This is a genomic window from Cryobacterium sp. Y50, from assembly GCF_002929805.1.
In the GTDB taxonomy this organism is placed as follows: domain Bacteria; phylum Actinomycetota; class Actinomycetes; order Actinomycetales; family Microbacteriaceae; genus Cryobacterium.
Genome location: NZ_PJJM01000051.1, coordinates 1 through 17,000, shown reverse-complemented (window position 1 = coordinate 17,000; position 17,000 = coordinate 1). Strand labels below are relative to the sequence as shown.

At 60.4% G+C, this 17,000-nt stretch carries 13 protein-coding genes; 7 read left to right on the top strand and 6 right to left on the bottom strand.

Translation table 11 applies throughout. The features are described from left to right. Positions 1 to 420 precede the first annotated feature (420 nt). On the bottom strand, positions 421 to 1,704 hold the full coding sequence (locus CXY73_RS01475; protein WP_104134569.1) for an amidase: 1,284 nt from the start codon (positions 1,702 to 1,704) through the stop codon (positions 421 to 423). 398 nt (positions 1,705 to 2,102) lie between these two features. On the opposite strand from CXY73_RS01475, the gene CXY73_RS01470 reads away from it, so the two are divergent. From CXY73_RS01470 to CXY73_RS01455, 4 genes are read left to right on the top strand one after another with little or no spacing between them, the layout of a single operon-like run. After that, a complete protein-coding gene (locus tag CXY73_RS01470) occupies positions 2,103 to 3,677 on the top strand; it encodes a class I adenylate-forming enzyme family protein (protein ID WP_104176584.1) in 1,575 nt (524 codons plus the stop codon). After that, positions 3,674 to 5,542 (top strand): GAF domain-containing protein, encoded by a 1,869-nt coding sequence (locus tag CXY73_RS01465; protein WP_104176583.1) that lies wholly within the window; start codon positions 3,674 to 3,676, stop codon positions 5,540 to 5,542. Before CXY73_RS01470 ends, CXY73_RS01465 begins: the two co-directional genes overlap by 4 nt. Positions 5,543 to 5,546: 4 nt before the next feature. Then, positions 5,547 to 6,890, top strand: coding sequence for an MFS transporter (locus CXY73_RS01460; RefSeq protein WP_104176582.1), 1,344 nt, complete (start codon positions 5,547 to 5,549; stop codon positions 6,888 to 6,890). Further along, positions 6,887 to 8,074 carry an acetyl-CoA acetyltransferase gene (locus CXY73_RS01455; RefSeq protein WP_104176581.1) on the top strand — a complete coding sequence of 396 codons (1,188 nt, stop codon included), beginning with the start codon at positions 6,887 to 6,889 and terminating at the stop codon, positions 8,072 to 8,074. Before CXY73_RS01460 ends, CXY73_RS01455 begins: the two co-directional genes overlap by 4 nt. Positions 8,075 to 8,083: 9 nt before the next feature. Here CXY73_RS01455 and CXY73_RS22510 read toward each other — a convergent pair whose 3' ends face one another. From CXY73_RS22510 to CXY73_RS23390, 3 genes are all read right to left on the bottom strand, one after another. Further along, positions 8,084 to 8,239 (bottom strand): hypothetical protein, encoded by a 156-nt coding sequence (locus tag CXY73_RS22510; protein WP_233198072.1) that lies wholly within the window; start codon positions 8,237 to 8,239, stop codon positions 8,084 to 8,086. Positions 8,240 to 8,753: 514 nt separating this feature from the next. Further along, a complete protein-coding gene (locus tag CXY73_RS01440) occupies positions 8,754 to 10,121 on the bottom strand; it encodes an NAD-dependent succinate-semialdehyde dehydrogenase (RefSeq protein WP_104134564.1) in 1,368 nt (455 codons plus the stop codon). A gap of 144 nt (positions 10,122 to 10,265) precedes the next feature. Next, positions 10,266 to 10,736 carry a dienelactone hydrolase family protein gene (locus CXY73_RS23390; protein ID WP_104176580.1) on the bottom strand — a complete coding sequence of 157 codons (471 nt, stop codon included), beginning with the start codon at positions 10,734 to 10,736 and terminating at the stop codon, positions 10,266 to 10,268. A gap of 89 nt (positions 10,737 to 10,825) precedes the next feature. Here CXY73_RS23390 and CXY73_RS21755 point away from each other — a divergent pair, with 89 nt between their 5' ends. Continuing rightward, entirely contained in the window at positions 10,826 to 10,978 is a 153-nt protein-coding gene (locus tag CXY73_RS21755; protein WP_158253982.1) for a hypothetical protein, read from the top strand. A gap of 285 nt (positions 10,979 to 11,263) precedes the next feature. Here CXY73_RS21755 and CXY73_RS01430 read toward each other — a convergent pair whose 3' ends face one another. Continuing rightward, on the bottom strand, positions 11,264 to 11,725 hold the full coding sequence (locus CXY73_RS01430) for an SRPBCC domain-containing protein (protein ID WP_146071576.1): 462 nt from the start codon (positions 11,723 to 11,725) through the stop codon (positions 11,264 to 11,266). 300 nt (positions 11,726 to 12,025) lie between these two features. On the opposite strand from CXY73_RS01430, the gene CXY73_RS01425 reads away from it, so the two are divergent. Both CXY73_RS01425 and murJ read left to right on the top strand, forming a co-directional pair. Continuing rightward, a complete protein-coding gene (locus tag CXY73_RS01425; protein WP_369831191.1) occupies positions 12,026 to 13,528 on the top strand; it encodes an IS1182 family transposase in 1,503 nt (500 codons plus the stop codon). A gap of 743 nt (positions 13,529 to 14,271) precedes the next feature. Continuing rightward, positions 14,272 to 15,849: a murein biosynthesis integral membrane protein MurJ gene (gene murJ / locus CXY73_RS01420; protein ID WP_146071575.1), complete on the top strand. Its 1,578-nt coding sequence runs from the start codon at positions 14,272 to 14,274 to the stop codon at positions 15,847 to 15,849. A 130-nt stretch (positions 15,850 to 15,979) separates the two neighbouring features. Here murJ and CXY73_RS01415 read toward each other — a convergent pair whose 3' ends face one another. Beyond that, the gene (locus tag CXY73_RS01415) at positions 15,980 to 16,564 is read right to left on the bottom strand and encodes a recombinase family protein (RefSeq protein ID WP_104176585.1); all 585 of its coding nucleotides are present in this window, start codon (positions 16,562 to 16,564) and stop codon (positions 15,980 to 15,982) included. Between the last annotated feature and the right edge of the window lie 436 nt (positions 16,565 to 17,000).

Here is a 17,000-nt window from a genome sequence, read left to right as displayed (position 1 = left end):
CAATTTGATCACCTTCCATGATGGTTGGTGGCCCTATTTTCAGTTGGCGTTTCTGGCCCTGTTTTCAGTTGGCATTAACAGTGTATCCTCTGATGCGCCGACGTCTCTGTAGACCGACAGGTTTGGCCTCTCAGGATCCGCAAAAAATTGCCGCAAGTCGACGGTTCGCGCACCAATGTCTGGGTGATGGCTCCAATGATTTCCACGGCATCGGAGGCGGATCACTCCGTACACCCATACGCCGGAGCGGAACTGAACACATCTGGTGTCATAGTGGAGTTGTCCTGCGCCGACCCGAAAACTCCTAGCGTGTTATGTATTTCGTTTCGCGAGCTGACCCCTCAGATGCCTGTTTGGCATGGCAACGATTGGTCAGCGGCGGCGCCACGGCTTTGGTACCGACGCGGGCCCGGGCCGCCGTCATGTTGAGAGTCGTATTTCGATCCATCGGGCGACGGCGAAAAGTCGTTGTTCCTGTCTGGGCTTTCCAATAAGTTGCAGCCCTAGGGGCATGCCTTTGCTATCCCGGAGCCCCGGAATGGTGACGACGGGCAGACCAAGCGCCTGCCATGGCCGACTAAGAACCGGATTCCCAGTAGCTGCAATTCCGAACGGTGCAGCGCCCAGAGCCGCCGGGCCCAGAATTGCGTCACATTCTTCTAGCCTCGAAAATACGTAGCTGCGGGCGGTCGCGATCGACGCTCGAGCCGCGTTGTAGTCGTCGTCCGTGACGGCGAGGCCGACTGCGAACAAATCAATGAGGGGGGCACTCAACAAATGAAGCTGTTCTCGGTCTGCGCTGCGTTCCCGGCAGGCCTCGTAAGCCATCACTGTCGACTGGGCCCCGGTCAGCATCTGTATCAGCGGGTCTTCCTCCAGGTCGAATACCGTCGCACCATCGCGGCTGAGCCTCGTCATCGCAGCGGACACGGCTGAGATCATGTCCGTCTCGATCTCACCTAAGCAACTCCCCTCCCAGTGCATCAGACGCGGTGGCTGGGCGAGGTCCTCGTCCGAACGAGAGGCCCCGGTGAGTGCCGACCAAGCACAGCAAAGGTCTGCGACCGTGGAAGCGAGTAATCCCAGAGAATCAAGAGATGGGCTCAGGCCGGTGATTCCTTTCATAGAGAATTCGCCGGTTGAGGTGGTGAATCCTGCAATACCGCAGAATGCGGCTGGGCGGGTGATTGATCCGGCCGTCTGGGTTCCGAATGCCAATGGCACCATGCCCGCGGCTACAGCGGCAGCTGATCCGCTGGAAGACCCGCCGGGGGTATGCTCCAAATTCCACGGGTTGCGCGTGGGTCCTGGCGCGAAGTATCCGAATTCAGTCGTAACCGTCTTCCCTAGAACGATTCCGCTCGAGCTACGCAACGACGTGATGCAGTCGGCATCCGTCGTGCTAATGGTGCCATCGCGAACAACGCTGCCACACCCTGTGCGTTGCCCGGTAACGTCGATGATGTCTTTGATCCCAACGGGAACGCCCCATAACGCGCCGCGACGGTCGATTTTCTCCTGATTGGCAGCCTGACGCCGCGCGCCATCGGCATCAATGGAAACCCATGCCTTAATGTACGGTTCGGCTTGCGCAATTCGTTCGAGAGATTGTTCAATGATCTGCGTCGGTGTGAGGCGGTCTTCGGCGAGGTCGAAAATTAGCTCCCGCAAGGAACTCGGCTGGGTGTGAGTTCCCCGCTGCATCACGGCGTCCTTTCCTTAGACATGCAACAAGCAGAACCTAATCACGTCCCGCCGGGTGGCGTTTCCCGACACCGTGCACGTCATTAATTTGATTATGGAGCAGCGATCTCTGGACCGAAAATCTCCTCCTAGAAGGCTACGGCAGTCAGAACCTCGGCGGCATCCCTGGTTCCAGGCTGCGGTGGCACCTGGCACGGCCTCGAGTTCGCGCATGGAGGTTTCGGAGAGGGCGGTCGGCGGCTGTCACTTGTTGTGTCGTCGGACTGTGATATGGACACATTTTCGAGGCTAATTTCAGTAAGAGGACCACATCATATTTCTCGTTGCGCTGTCATAGTGTGGACATATCTTCGGTCTCCGAAGTTCAGACAGATCCAAAGCAAAGGCGCTTGCATCCCATGCACGATACAGAAACGTTCCAGCAGTTATGGGCTAACGCGGTCACGGAGCACAGCCAGCGCGTATTCCTGGTTTTCAACGACTCGAGCGGCGAACCCACCTCGTGGACATATGAAGAATTCGATGATCTCGTCGCCCACACGACGGCGACGCTGGTGAATCTTGGCGTGAAGCACGGTGATCCCATCCATCTGGCGCTTCGCAACTGTCCAGCATTTATCCTGCTCTGGCTGGCGGCGACACGGCTCGGCGCGTGGATCGTTCCCGTCGACCCCGCGTCGACGGCTCGGGACATTGCGTCTCAAATTCGCAGGACCAAGCCAAAAGTTGGGTTTTTTGCAGCAGGAAGGCGGGAGGTATATCTTGCGGGGGCGGGCCGACAACTGGAATCAGTCGTTGAGCTCACGGAGACAGTAGGGGACGCGTTGCCTGGGTCACCTTTGCTAGTCCTGAACACCTTGCCCGGCGATCTTATGTTCGATGCCGTCGAACCCATGGATCGTCTTGCCGTGATGTTTACTTCAGGCACAACGGCAGAACCCAAAGGGGTAATGCTCACGCAGCGCAATTACTTTGGGCTCGCACAGTCAATGGCTGAAATTATCGCGTTAAAGCCGGGGCATCGATGGCTGGTTACCCTTCCTATGTTCCACGGGAACAGCCAGTTCTACTGCTTCGCTCCGGCAATCGCAGTCGGAGCGAGTATTGCACTCACCTCGACTTTCAGTGCATCGCGCTGGTTCTCGCAGGCGGCGGATCTAGCCGCAACCCACGCGAGCCTGTTCGCCGCTCCGATCCGGATGATCCTCGCACGACGACCAACGGATGCGCCGCATTTGCAGTTGCAACACGTCTGGTTTGCGCAGAGTCTCGGTGAAGATCACTACCGAGAGTTCGCAGGGTTCGTGGGTTGCCAGCCGCGGCAGCTCTATGGCATGACTGAAACTACCGCTATCGTCACCGCCGACCTCGCCGTACAACCGAGATCAGACGTTATCGGCAATCCAATCCTTGGCCGTCGGCTCGAACTGCTCGACCCGGCGACCGGCCAGCGCGTCTCGGAGGGACTACCTGGCATCATGACTCTGCAGGGCGCCCCGGGAGTTGATGTATTCGCCGGCTATCTCGACGACCCAATCACGACCGCTCGCAGCTTTTCAACGCGGAACGGGGAGACGTGGTTCAGCACGGGAGATCTCGCCCGACGGGATCGAGACGGCACACTGCGATTTGTCGGCAGGGTCGACGACGTCATCAAGGTCTCTGGTGAGAACGTCAGCCTCACGGAAATAGAGGCGGTGATTGCCCAAGCGCCCGGCGTGCTTGAAGCCGCAGTCCTTGCACGGCCAGATCCGATTCGTGATCAAGTACCCATAGCGTTCGTCGTGCCGCGCGATCGCAACCGGCCGCCGATGCAAGAACAACTATCGAAGTGGGCGGAACTCAACTTACCGCCTCAGAGTCGCCCCCGTGAATGGACCATCATCGAGGAGCTGCCACGAACGAGCGTCGGCAAAATCCGCCGGTTTCAACTCTCGGTCGAACTGAACGCTAAAGAAACCACGCCAGCATGAGCAACGCTCCCACTACCCAGGGTCAGAATCTCGACGTCGAGTTACTGACCCGCCTGGCCGATGGTGCCACCACCGCCGAACTGCGCGGGTACGCCAGCAGTTCCGGTATCAACCCGGTTGACAGTGATCTCATCGCGGCTGCTGTTATAGTGCGCACTCGAATCGATGAGTTGGAGGAACGGGAACGGGCTTTGCTTCGTTTGGCCGACTCGGTACGTGACATTGCCGGCCTCGATGCCGTCGATGGTGTGTTGCAGTCGATCGTCTCGCGTAGTCGGCGGCTGCTCATGGCCGACGTCGCCTATTTCCTCACCTTCGATCAGAGCACGGGGGTGGCGTTGATGCATGTGTCGGACGGCATTATCAGTGAGGCATTCAACCGCCTCTCGGTTGATCCGGGGCAAGGTATCTCAGGGTATATCGCTTCGACCCTGCGGCCCAGCTGGACCCACGACTATATCGCCGACGAAAGGTACACCCACACCGGCACGATTGACTCGGCCACCATTGAAGAGGGACTTCGCGCGATCCTTGGCGTTCCGATAGTGCATACGGGCCGCATAGTGGGTTTGCTGCTGGCTGGCGACCGGCATCCCCACGACTACCGGCCACAAGACGTCGAGCTGCTTCTTTCACTGGCACAACATGCTGGTGTGATAATCGACAACGCGACAGTGCACGCCCAAGACCAGCAGACCGTCGAGAACCTCGAAGCGGCCTTGGAAGCGCTGCGCGCCAGTGAACACACATCGCAGACAATTCTGGAATTACAGGACCGACTCATGACGCTGCTCATGAACCGCGGCTCGTTGCACGACCTAGCCATGCTGACCCAATCGGCCGTGGGCGGAACCGTTGTTCTGTGTGACGAGCGCCAGCGTGAAATGGCCCGCGCTGGGCAATCGGATGCGATGGCCTCGGCCACTGATTGGAACGCCCAGCCCCTGTCCACGAGCACGATCACGCTCGGCTACGTGCTGCACCGGCCGGACGAGGTCATCTCGTGCAAACGAGATGAGAGCCAGATTCGGCAAATCCTGGCACGGGCGGCATCGGTCGGCTCACTCCTACTCGAATCGGTTCTGGCCAGCCTCAATACCTCGCGGGAATCAGCCTCCAACCTGGTCGGCGAGCTGCTCCGGGATCCGCGCAGCGACCGCGCTACCGTGCTGCGCGGCACGTTCCCCGTTGACCTCGACAAATTGGACACTGTACTCGTCGCCTTAGCAAGTGACGTCTCCAGTAAATTCGAGGTTCTCAGGGCTGCCCTGCGCATCGCAGAACAGCTAGGGGGGTTGTCCTGCGAGGTGCAGGACGAGATACTGCTGTGGCTGCCGGGGGGCAATCCTCGGCAATCCGCCGAGCAAACGGCCGCGGCGCTGTCCGCTGCGGTGGAAAGTCCCGTGACTGTTGGTGCAAGCCGCAGGATCGCAACAGTGCAGACGCTCGAAGCCGCTGTGCACGATGCCCATAACACGGTGCGAGCCCTGGTAGCCCTCGGCCGGGACGGGCAAGGGGCTGACAGCTCGGGAGTCGCCCCCTTCCCCACAATTCTTGCGACCAGCTCGCCAGACGACCTCGAACAGTTCATCAGGGACATTCTCGGAGAACTCCTCGATTACGACAGCGCACATACGACCGAACTATTGCGAACGTTGGAGGCCGTGTACCGGCACTCCTCCAACGTTGTAGCAGCAGCTGAGGTGCTCTATTTACATCCCAACACTGTCCACCAACGGCTTATCCGGATCGATCAGATCACCGGAACGAACTGGCGCGATACCGACGTCGCGATTCAGCGTCAACTGGCGCTGACAATCAACACTCTCCGGGCGCCCCGCACCCCATCTCACACTAAGGATTGACGCAATGACGCTCTCATCTGAAGTAATATCGCCCACGACCCTGCACCGCCGCAGAGCATTCGTCGGCGCGACCACCGGGCACCTGATCGAGTGGTACGACTACGGAATCTACGGGTTCCTGGCCGTATATATCGGGCAGGCATTCTTTGTTTCCGATGACCCTATGACAAGTCTGCTCAGCAGCTTCGCCGTTTTCGCGCTGAGCTTCTTCATCCGACCGCTCGGCGGTCTATTTTTCGGGCCAATGGCCGATAAAGTTGGCCGTCGCAAAACGCTGGTGACGGTACTCATTCTGATGGCCGGCTCGACATTCCTACTTGGAGCCCTGCCCACCTACGACGCCATCGGGGTTGCGGCGCCCATACTGCTCGTGCTGGTGCGTTGCCTACAAGGCTTCTCCGCGGGCGGCGAGATCGGCACTATCACCGCCTTCATCTCGGAGTACGCCGGTCCCGGTCGTCGCGGATTCTCAACCAGCTGGCTCATGGTGACTGCAGTTCTGGGCTTGGTTCTCGGCGGCCTAGTCGCGAACGGCATGAGTTTTCTTGCGGGACCAGAGGTCATGCAGGACTGGGGCTGGCGCATTCCGTTCCTGCTCGCCGGGCCGATCGGACTCATCTCGCTCTACATCCGCTTGAAACTCGAGGACAGCCCAGAATTTCGCTCATTGCAGGCGGTCGGCAAAACGTCGAAGAACCCCCTTCGTGAAGTGTTCTACTGGAAGCGCTCTCTGGCGCTCATCTTCTTCATCATCACCCTCCACAGCTCGATTTTCTACCTGGTCCTCGTCTACGCATCGACCTTCATGTCGACCCTTCTAAAATTCAACACCGGAACTGTTCTGCTTTATGTGTTCCTCGCCAGCCTGCTCTCAGCGGTCGTCATGCCTTTCGGCGGCATGTTCACCGACAAGTTCGGTCGCAAGCCATTCCTGTTAACCATCGCGATACTGTCAGCAGCGGCTCTGTTCTGGTTCTTCCAAGCAGCCCCAGGAGCCACCTCCTCCAGTTTCATCTGGCCACTAATCACCACCGCAATACTGTTTGGCCTCTACGCATCCTCGACCTACGCCACGATGAGCGAGCTGCTACCAACCCGTGTCCGGTCCACCGGGATCGCGTTGGCCTACAACGTCCCCGTCGCGGTCTTCGGTGGCAGTGCTCCGATGATTGCCACGTGGCTGATCGCCCGGACCGGGGATATCACCTCGCCTTGGTACTTCTTCGTTGGCACCGCCGTCGCCTCGATCATCGCGCTGCTCGTGCTGCGCCCGAGCGACTTCACTGCACGGCAATCGACACCGTCGGTCGCGGAAAAACTGGCAGAAACCGAGGAAGTGCGCGTATGAGCCTCACAGATGAGTTCGGCAAGGACGTCCTGCTGACCGGATGGGCGCACTCCCGCTTCGGCAAGCTCGTCGATGACACCCTAGAATCACTCATCGTCCACGTAACGACGGAGGCGATTGCACATGCCGGAATCGAGGCGCGAGATGTGGACGAGATTTATCTCGGTCAGTTCAACGCGGGGATGCAACCGCTCGCGTTTGCATCCTCGCTCGCACTGCAAGCATCCGCCGACCTTGCGAACGTGCCGGCGACACGGGTCGAGAATGCCTGTTCGTCGGGCTCCGCCGCGTTTCAGCAGGGGGTGAAAGCATTGCTCGCCGGCACGGCCAAGACGGTGCTTGTTATCGGGGCCGAGAAGATGACCGGCGTCGGAGCTCAAACGGTCGGTGCCGCCCTCCTCGGTGCCGACTACGACATGGCCGGCAAAGTGTCACGCACGGGGTTTGCCGGGTTGTTCGCCACCGTCGCCGACGCATACGAATGCCGATACGGCCCGGTTGGTAATCCGATGGGAACGATTGCCGCGAAGAACCATCACAACGGAATGTCGAACCCTTATGCCCACCTGCACAAGGACCTGAGCGAGGCATTCTGCCAGACCGTTTCCGAGCAGAACCCCCTCGTTGCCGGCTCATTGCGGCGAAGTGACTGCTCACCGGTGTCAGATGGCGCCGCGGCCGTCGTGATCAGCACGAGAGGAACAGTCAATGCCGCCACCCCCGGAGTTCGACTCACCGGGTTTGGCCACGCAAACGACTTCTTACCCAGCACGAAACGGGACCCCCTGGAATTTGCTGGCACCACCGTCGCCTGGCAGCGCGCCCTACAGATGGCTGGCGTTGGATTGAACGACTTGTCGTTTGCCGAGGTACATGATTGTTTCACTATCGCCGAGCTGTTGGCGTACGAGGCAATTGGCCTCACTCAACGAGGTGACGGACGCCGCGCCCTTGACAAAGGCTGGGTGTTTCGCGACGGCAAACTACCGATCAACGTGTCCGGTGGGCTGAAGTCAAAAGGACATCCCGTCGGGGCAACGGGCGTGTCGCAGCACGTGATCTCGGCCATGCAGCTCACCGGAACGGCCGGGGCGATGCAACTGCCCAACGCACGACGGGCAGCAATTCACAATATGGGAGGCCTGGCCGTCGCCAACTACGTCAGTGTGCTGGAAGCCATGTAGATCGCGGGTTCAGGCGAATCGATGCCGATTTCGGGGGTGATGGGCGTGGCTGCCGGGCTCGCGTAACCCGAGGAAGACCTGTTCGCGGCCGGCCTCGGTCAGGGCGTCGTGTTGGGCTTCGGGGTGCGGGTCTCGGGTGGAGACCCGGCCGTATCCAATTCGCATATCGGCAACGTATCACCAACCCGGTAGCACGTTACAGAGGCGAGTACACGGCAAGCATTACGAATCCAGCCTCATATTTCCGCGACCTACTGATCCTGCCCCAAAGTGTCTTGCGAACGATCGTTACCGAACGCCACACGCCACAAACCTTAACGTCGGATATTCGACTAATTCACAAGCCACCCCTCGTTCCCCGACCGATTCACGTACCGGATTCGGTACGCCCCGCATGTGCTGGAGTTTGCCGAACCCGAAGTGAACGGGCCCTGGCGCGACCTGGTCAATCGAGTCAAGGCCACCAACGGAAGAAGGTAGCTGCCCAAACTCGTGCGGTCACATTGTGGGTCTAATTTGTTCAACTCGCGGTTGCTAAGGAACAACGCGAGTACGACCTGCGCCAGGCGCTGCGAGAGCGTTAGGACATCCGCGAGGCTACACGCGCGATGTTCACACGCCGCAGCACCGGCGACACTGAACGGCAATCTCCGCGTCGGCCGCCGAGGTCGGCGAGGGGTCAGCCGATGCGGATGAGTTTCTTGTTCACAAACTCGCTGGCACCGAAGCGTCCGAGTTCGCGTCCGAAGCCGCTTCTTTTCACCCCGCCGAATGGCAGCTCTGCGCTGTCTGCGCCGACGAGGTTGACGTAGACCATACCGGCCTCGATGCGGTCGGCGACCCGCAGTGCCTGCTCGGGATCGGTCGTAAACAGGTAGGAACCGAGCCCGAACGGAGTGGCGTTCGCAAGGGTGACGGCGTCATCTTCTGAGGCTGCCCGGTAGACGGATGCTACGGGGCCGAAGAGCTCCTCGTGGTATGCGTCGTTGTCTGGCGTGATATCGGTGAGCACGGCAGACGGGTAGAAGGCGCCAGAGCGTTTGCCGGTGGCCGCCAGGGTCCCTCCTTGTGCGACGGCGCGCTCGACCTGCTCCTCGAGATGCTCGGCCGCACCGAGAGAAGAGAGCGGGCCGTAGTCTGCACCCTCGACGGTCGGGTCGCTGGGAGAGCTTGCCAAGATGGCGGCGGTGAACTTCTCCGTGAACTCGTTATAAAGCTCATCGATCACGATGAATCGCTTAGCCGCGTCGCAAGCCTGCCCGCTATTGCGGCGGAGGCGACCTTCGACGGCGGCAGCCACTGTGGCATCCATGTCGTCGGTGCTGAGCAGGATGAACGGGTCTGACCCACCCAGTTCCAAGACGACCTTCTTGAGGTGGCGACCGGCCACCTCGGCAACGGCCGCGCCGGCGCCCTCCGAACCGGTGAGGGACACGCCCTGCACCCGCGGGTCGGCGATGATCGTGGCGACCTGCTCGCTGTCCGCGTACACATTGGTATAGGCGCCAGCCGGGAAGCCTGCGTCGTGAAAGATTTGCTCAATCGCCGCGGCCGACTCCGGGCACTGCGACGCATGCTTGAGGATGATCGTGTTGCCGTTCATGAGGTTCGGTGCGGCGAAGCGTGCAACCTGGTAATACGGAAAGTTCCATGGCATGACCCCAATCAGCACACCGAAAGAGTTGGAGCGCACGAAGGCGGAACCCTCGCCGCTGAGAAGGGTGATTGGTTCATCCTTCAGAAACTCCTGCGCGTTGTCGGCGTAGTAACGGTAGATGTCGGCGGAGTAGTCGATCTCGCCGAGCGCTTGGTCGACGGGCTTTCCCATCTCGCGCACGATGATAGCCGCCAGCTCGTCGCGGCGCTCCTCATGCAAATCGCCAACCCTGCGCAGGAGTGCGGCCCTGTCGGTTGAAGAGTTGCGTGACCAGCCTCGGTATGCCTGATCAGCCGATGCGATGACCTGCTCGAGTTCATCATCCGAAATCTGCGGGTACGTCTTGATGGTCTCGCCTGTGGCGGGGTTGATGACGGCGTAGTGGCTCACGAGCCACCTCCTTTTCTCACGGTAGAATTACTGTTCCGAAAATTGTCACGTAATACGAGCCAATCATGTTCGCGGGAATTGTCAAGGCAAATGAGGCCAGCGGGAGTTTCGTCGCGGGGTAGTCCGCTTACTCCGCTGGGATGATCAGCGGGCTGGTTTGTGAATTCGTCGATTATCCGGCGCGAGGTCGTGTGGCGTTCGGTAACAATTTTTTTGCACTGCTTTGACGCTGCGCCTGAGGATGCCCGGCCAACGTGGCGAAGCTAAGCTGACGCCGTAGAAGGTGACTGCGGCATCGATGCGCAGTGCTGCTGCTGCCGCCCACACTGCGAGGGTCCCTCCCATAGAGAACGCCATTATCGCTACTTTCTGTGCTCCCTGGGCGCGAATCCAGGCCTGCGCGCTCTCGATGTCACAGGTGAGCCCTTCCGTCGTGAGGGTGTCGTGGTATCGGCGGGCTTGATTGAACTTCCCATCGGTGACGACGGGGTCTTCAATGCGGTGGTAGAGGTGTGGCGCTGCCGTGATAACGTCGCGCCCGCTCGGCGAAACGAGTGCGGGATGATGTCCATGCCCTCCAGGCCAGCATTCCGAAGTATCGCCCGGAAGGTGCACCGAACGTTGTAGGGCGTGAGCGGAGTGCCGACCCGTGAGTAGAACAGCAGGTGCCCTGTGTCCTCGGGATCGAGCAACGCCATGCGCTGATGAATTACGTCCGCGGCGAACTGCGGCACGCCAAGGACCCGATTCGACTCGTGCGTCTTTGGATGCTCTTGCCGCTGCACACCGACGCCACTGTTCACGACGAGCCTGCCGCTGACGGCCTGATTCTGGTCAGTTTATGGGTTTATAGTTAATTTCTGGTCACGTTGAATCGCCAAATAGCGGATCGTCACGATACCGGAAAGGCAGCCCTAGTCGGCGACCGGCTGAGTATTTGAGGGTTGGGGCCGTCCAATATGGGCGCAACAAATCTTCTGATCAAGGATAAAAAAAGCGGGCTGTTCCTAGAACTCACGGGCGGCGGAATCCCTGGGCGGATTTTGGGCGCTTTCACGCACATCCCCGGCGCTCCGTCAAATAGTCCTCTACCGGCCGAGCAACGTGCCCGACTCGTCGACCGATTCCCCTGTAATCGTGAACTACTCAGTGACACCCACGAATAGGAGCGCGAGCTCGTCGAGTTCGACGTCCCAGCCCTCTCGGTTCTGCTCAAGACGTTCGCGACGGTAGCGAGTGCCGCCGGGGAGTGTGTCGAAGCCCGATTCGATCACCGTGACATCCGTCCCGGAACCAGCATCGGTGATGGTGAAGCGCACGTGCGTCGAGTACTCGTCGAGCTGTTCGGCAGGGATTCCCGACCAACGGAAGCCGAACGAGCCTTCGGGCACGACCTCGGTGATTTCGATCGGAAAGCTGCCGTAGTCATCCCAGTCGATGCTCCCAGTAGCACCGGGCTCGAGCGCGGCGAACCCCACACCGTCGCCAAACCACTTGACCATCACCTCGGGCTCGGTCAGCGCCTTCCAGACGTGCGCGCGAGAGGCTTCGATGTGCACGGTGCGGGTCACGGTGTGCCCCTTGATTCTTGCGTGATCAGACACGGAGTTTCCTTCACGTTCAAGCCGAGCGCGACGGGACAGTGCCCGCCCCGCGGCACGTCAACATGTTCTGCAAACGCACCTCATCGAGCGTACCCGTGATTGCGTGTCTGTTCACGGCCGGGTGAGCGCCGTGAATGCGAGGGACAACGCATTACAGGTCGGTCCTTGGGAGTCCGGAGCGCATGAACGCCTCACGAGCTCAATCAGTCGCCTCCGCCTAGGAGCGTGGGTCAGTAGTACCAAGGTTTAAAACGCCGGTCGATTTCCCGGGCCTGGGGTGGGGGTCTGGGAAAATTGCTTATGAGCGATTCTGATGGTCTGTTCCCCGCGACAGAACTTGAGCATGTTGACCTGGTCGTGGATGACGGAGTCGAGGCTGGCGCTGGCGTGAACAAACGGTTTCGGGCGTTCGAGCCGGCGGCGGTGATGTTGGTGCCGCCGTCGCTGGATGAGTGGTTGCCGCAGAACCACCTCTCTCGTTTCATCGCGGACATCGTCGAGACGCAGCTGGACTTGAAGAAGTTCTACGCGTCCTACGCGAAGTCGAAGGGTCAGCCGCCCTACGACCCTCGACTGATGGTCCGCGTGCTGCTTTACGGGTATTGCGTCGGGGTTCGCTCGTCACGCGAGTTGGAGCGGGTCTGCGTAGACGTGGTCGCGTTCCGCTGGTTGGCCGCGCAGCAGGCACCGGATTTTCGCTCCATCGCCCGGTTCCGCAAACGCCACCTCTCCAGTCTGGGGAACGTGTTCTTGCAGGCGTTGGAACTGTGCCGCGCGGCCGGAATGGTCTCGCTCGGGCAGGTCGCGTTCGACGGAACGAAAGTGCGCGCCAACGCGTCCCGGCGCAAGGCCATGAGCTACGCCCGCCTGACGGAGAAGCAGAAAGTCCTCGCCGACGAAGTCTCCGCGCTGCTGGCCGACGCCGATGCGATCGATGACGCTGAGGATGCCCGGTTCGGGAAAGACAAACGCGGTGACGAGTTGCCGCCGGAGCTCGCCCGGCGCCAGTCACGCCTAGTGAAACTGGCCGAAGCGCGCGCCGCGTTGGAGGCCGACGCGGCCGCCCGGGCACGGAAAGACGCCGAGAAGAAAGCCCGAGACAAGGGCGACGATGACGATGCTGCCCGGCAGAAGGGGGATGACGCGGCGAAGAACGCGGTCGTCGCTCCGAAGGCGCAACGCAACTTCACCGACCCGGACGCACGGATCATGAAGACCGCCGATGGGTCGTTCCATTATGCCTACAACGCGCAAGCCATCGTTGATGCCGACCACCAGATCATCGTCGCGACGACGCTCACGAATGTTGGCGTGGACGTTGAACAGGTCGTGCCGCTGGTCGAGAAACTCCACGCCACGATGGGAGTTCTGCCCCGGCATATCCTGGCCGATGCCGGATATTGCTCAGCAACAAATCTCGACTACGCCAAGACCATGGAAGCCGCCAGCGACGGCCGGACCGAGTTTTTCATCGCGACCGGCCGGGTGAAACACGGCGAGCGTGTTCCCGACGTTCCCCGGGGCCGGATCCCAGCGAATGCGACGCTCCGGGAGCAGATGGCGCGGAAGTTGAAGACGAAGAAGGGCCGCGCCGTTTACGCGCGGCGCAAAGCGATCGTGGAGCCCGTGTTCGGTCAGATTCATACTCGGCAGGGGAAGTTCGTGCTGCTACGACGGTTGGAACAAGCAGCTTACGAGTGGGATCTGATGGCAGCGTGCCACAACCTGATGAAGCTGCACACTATGCAAACCAAGGCGCTTCTGGGCGCACGGGCCGCGCTGATAGCGCGGCCGGCAACCTGAAGAACGGGCAGGACTGCCCTGACGGGCGGAACCTGCCCGGAGCCAGACGACGGTCCGCGGTCCTGGCCCTGTTTTCGATCGACACAGAACGATCAGACGTTGAAACCGCCGGAAATCGCCTACAGCCCAGCCCAGCCCGCCCCAGCACCGCCGACCCGAAATCTGCCCGATCAACACGGGATAGGCGTTACTGACTCACGCTCCTAGAGCAGATTTTCCGAACGAGGCGCCTGTGGACCAGCGTGCTTGCGTGGGGAAGTTCCTAGCTATTTGCGCTGCTGGTTAGGAATGTTTGATATGTCTGACGCAAACCACAAGTGCCGCAACGAGAAGCGCCAGTGACGCCAACCAGAACAGCCAGACCGTTCCGTGGAAGACTTCGAAGCGCGCGGAGGCAGGAAGTGCAGCGGCGAGCAGAACCAAAGTCACGATGGCTACGCGGCTACGTCGCGAAGTTCGCCGATTGTCTCTCATGAAGCCATCTTCGAACGCGACGCCGCTACTGTCCAATTGACGGTTCTGGAAATGACACGAGAACACAAACTTTGTTTTAGACGCCTCAACGCCTGAGTGCGAAATCGTCTGAGTAATCGTCCCGTGGAGGGTTCCCCCGAGAAGCAGTTCAAAACGGGGTTTGGGTAATTGCGGCAGTGTGGCACGGGGCCGGAGTTGTGGGAATGTTGACGAATGGGGGAATCTAGTTTCGGGTGTCGACGGCGAAGCACTGGTTCAGGTCGTTCACGGTGAGCGCCCGCGAAGCAGTCGGCTCGATGATGGCGGCGACTCTGGTTTCCAGGGCGCTGGGTTTTGCGAAGGCCATTCTGCTGGTGGCCGCCGTCGGCGGAACCAGCACGGCCGTCGCGGGTCAAACGTTTGAAATCGCGAACTCGGCGCCGACCTACCTGTTCGCCTTGATCGCCGGCGGCGTCCTCGGCGCCGTACTTGTTCCCCAGATCGTTCGGAACCTGCACGCTGGCCCCGCGGGTCAGGAAGACACTGAACGCCTTCTGACGATCATCCTGATCGGTGGGGCCGGCGCCACGGTCGTTCTTACCTTGTGTGCGCCGGGAATCGTCTGGATCTACGCCACGACGTGGTCCGCGCCGTGGCTAGGGCTTGCTACGTCGATGGCGTATTGGTGCCTGCCGCAAATTTTCTTTCTCATCGCCTTCGCCGTCTTGTCGCAGGTGTTGAACGCGCGCGGCGTGTTCGGTGCCCCAGCCTGGGCACCTGCAATCTCGAACGTCGTTGGCATCGGCGGCATCCTGGTGTTCCTCGTCGCTTTGCCCTCCGGACTGGGTGACGCTGGCTCGTGGACCCCACTGATGATCGCGGTCCTCAGCGGGGCCGCCACCTTGGCCATCGCCGTCCAGTCCCTTTTGCTGCTGATTCCGCTGCGTCGTATCGGTTTCCGTCTGCGCTTCCGATGGGGCTTTACCGGTCTCGGCCACATGTCCTCGCTGGCCGGCTGGACTCTGAGCGGGGTGTTCGCCAGTCAAGTTGCCTACCTGCTGACGGCGAACGTAGCCAGCAGCGCCGGAGAGTCACTCAACCAATTGGGCATCGACGGGCCAAGCCTGAACTCCCTCTCGATCGCATACCTGCTAATGCTTCTGCCCCATGGAATTGTGACCGTGTCATTGACCACGGCCCTCTACACACGCATGAGCGGGGCGGCCGCACGCAACAACTTCGCTGAAGTCGAGTCCCTCTCCAATCTCGCGCTTCGACCTGTCGCGTATGTGTCACTCGCCGCCGCGGCAGTATTCCTCGCTGTCGGGCCGATTCTGACTGAGGCGATCTTCGGCACGCCCCTCATCGGCCACGTCTTGCAGGTGCTGGCGGTCGGCCTCGTCGGCTTCAGCCAGGCCTACGTCCTCAACCGCACATCTTTCACTCTGCAAGACGCCCGAGGCCCGTTCATCACACAACTCACCATCGCCGTGCTCTCTGCAGCCGGTGCGCTGACAGCGGCGATCCTGCTTCCCCCGCAGCTGACCGTGATCGGAATCGCCGCCGGCATCTCGATCGCAAACATCGCCGGATGGTCGACAGCCCACGTCCTACTCCGACGAACTTTCCGAAAACGCGGACACGAACCCGACTCCGAGCCGGCCGCGGTGTGGGGCCTGACCCGGCTCTTGGCCACGGCAATGATCAGCGCCGCAGCCGGGCTAGCCACGACGACTATCATCGGCACGCCAGCCAGCTTCATCGGAAGGACCCTGATTTTCCTTCTCGCCGCCTTGATCGTCAGCGGGGTGTTTGTTGGGATCAGTTGGCTCTTGGGCGACCGCACAATCAACGATCTCCGGCGGTAGCCGCAGCAAGAACTGTTCCCGCGATCCGACCGCCATTCTCGGATGCGTAAGCTTCCATCGGGAATCCCGTTGAGGGTTCCCGTTGCCGGACCAGCTAATCCGGCAACGAGATTTCACTTGGGGGCTCCTCTCAACGGCCCGAGTCAAACTGACGTTGAATGGTGCGATAAACGGTCGACCGCGCAACGTTGAAAAGCTCCGCCAATTCCGCGCTGGAATGTAGGCCGGCGTTGTGTACTTCGATCAAGTGTTTTTGCTGCGTCATCGACAGTTTGGGCTGCTTACCGCGAAGACGCCCTTTCGCCTTGGCCACCTGCATTCCTTCCCGCGTTCTGGCGCGAATCAGATCCGACTCAAATTCGGCGACCATCGCCAGAACGTTGAAGAGGAGACGCCCGACTGGGTCGTTCGGATCATGTACCGATCCGCCGATACTGAGCTTGACGTCTTTGGCCGTCAGCTCGTCAATGATGTCTTTCGCATCCCTGAGTGATCGTGCGAGTCTGTCGAGTTTGGCAACGACGAGGGTGTCTCCAGCACGGCAGGCGGCCAGCGCTTCGCGAAGCCCCGGCCGTGCCCGGTTCGTTCCGGTCAGACCATGATCGGTGTAGATCAGTGACGATCTAACGCCCAGTCGTTCGAGGGCGTTTTGTTGGGCGGTGAGATCTTGTTCCTCTGTGGAAACGCGTGCGTATCCAATCAGTAATCCATTCATGGCGACACCGTCCCGCACGTCTGTGAGTGAGTCAATAATCGTCGCAGTCGGTGTCCGGCTTGTNTAAGAACATTGGCCACGCGTAGAGCAGCCCACCGAGGGCGAGCAGCCCCAAGCCTGTCGAGAGGACCCATCTGCCCACAATTAGAGGCACCGACTCAAAGTAGTTGGATAGAACCCACCCAATGCACTCCCGACCGCTCCAACGACGAGCACAGCGATAGCGGCCGGCAGAAGGATGTGATTCATTCCCTCATACTGTCAGATCGCATCCGCTCGATCATCTCTCTTAAGGCATTGCTCCTTCCCCTTGCGAATCCACCCTTACGAATCCACGAACAAGGCGTAGGTAAGTAGGAACTGCAATAGAGTTTGCTGTGAATCGCAGCGGCAAATGGTGGCCTTTTGCAGCCATAGCGCGCAGCATCGTGAGTCT

Excerpts from the sequence above, each read along its gene's own strand:
- CXY73_RS01475 (WP_104134569.1), bottom strand. The coding sequence starts at position 1,704 with ATGCAGCGGGGAACTCACACCCAGCCGAGTTCCTTGCGGGAGCTAATT.
- CXY73_RS01470 (WP_104176584.1), top strand. The coding sequence starts at position 2,103 with ATGCACGATACAGAAACGTTCCAGCAGTTATGGGCTAACGCGGTCACG.
- CXY73_RS01465 (WP_104176583.1), top strand. The coding sequence starts at position 3,674 with ATGAGCAACGCTCCCACTACCCAGGGTCAGAATCTCGACGTCGAGTTA.
- CXY73_RS01460 (WP_104176582.1), top strand. The coding sequence starts at position 5,547 with ATGACGCTCTCATCTGAAGTAATATCGCCCACGACCCTGCACCGCCGC.
- CXY73_RS01455 (WP_104176581.1), top strand. The coding sequence starts at position 6,887 with ATGAGCCTCACAGATGAGTTCGGCAAGGACGTCCTGCTGACCGGATGG.
- CXY73_RS22510 (WP_233198072.1), bottom strand. The coding sequence starts at position 8,239 with ATGCGAATTGGATACGGCCGGGTCTCCACCCGAGACCCGCACCCCGAA.
- CXY73_RS21755 (WP_158253982.1), top strand. The coding sequence starts at position 10,826 with ATGAATTACGTCCGCGGCGAACTGCGGCACGCCAAGGACCCGATTCGA.
- CXY73_RS01425 (WP_369831191.1), top strand. The coding sequence starts at position 12,026 with ATGAGCGATTCTGATGGTCTGTTCCCCGCGACAGAACTTGAGCATGTT.
- CXY73_RS01415 (WP_104176585.1), bottom strand. The coding sequence starts at position 16,564 with ATGAATGGATTACTGATTGGATACGCACGCGTTTCCACAGAGGAACAA.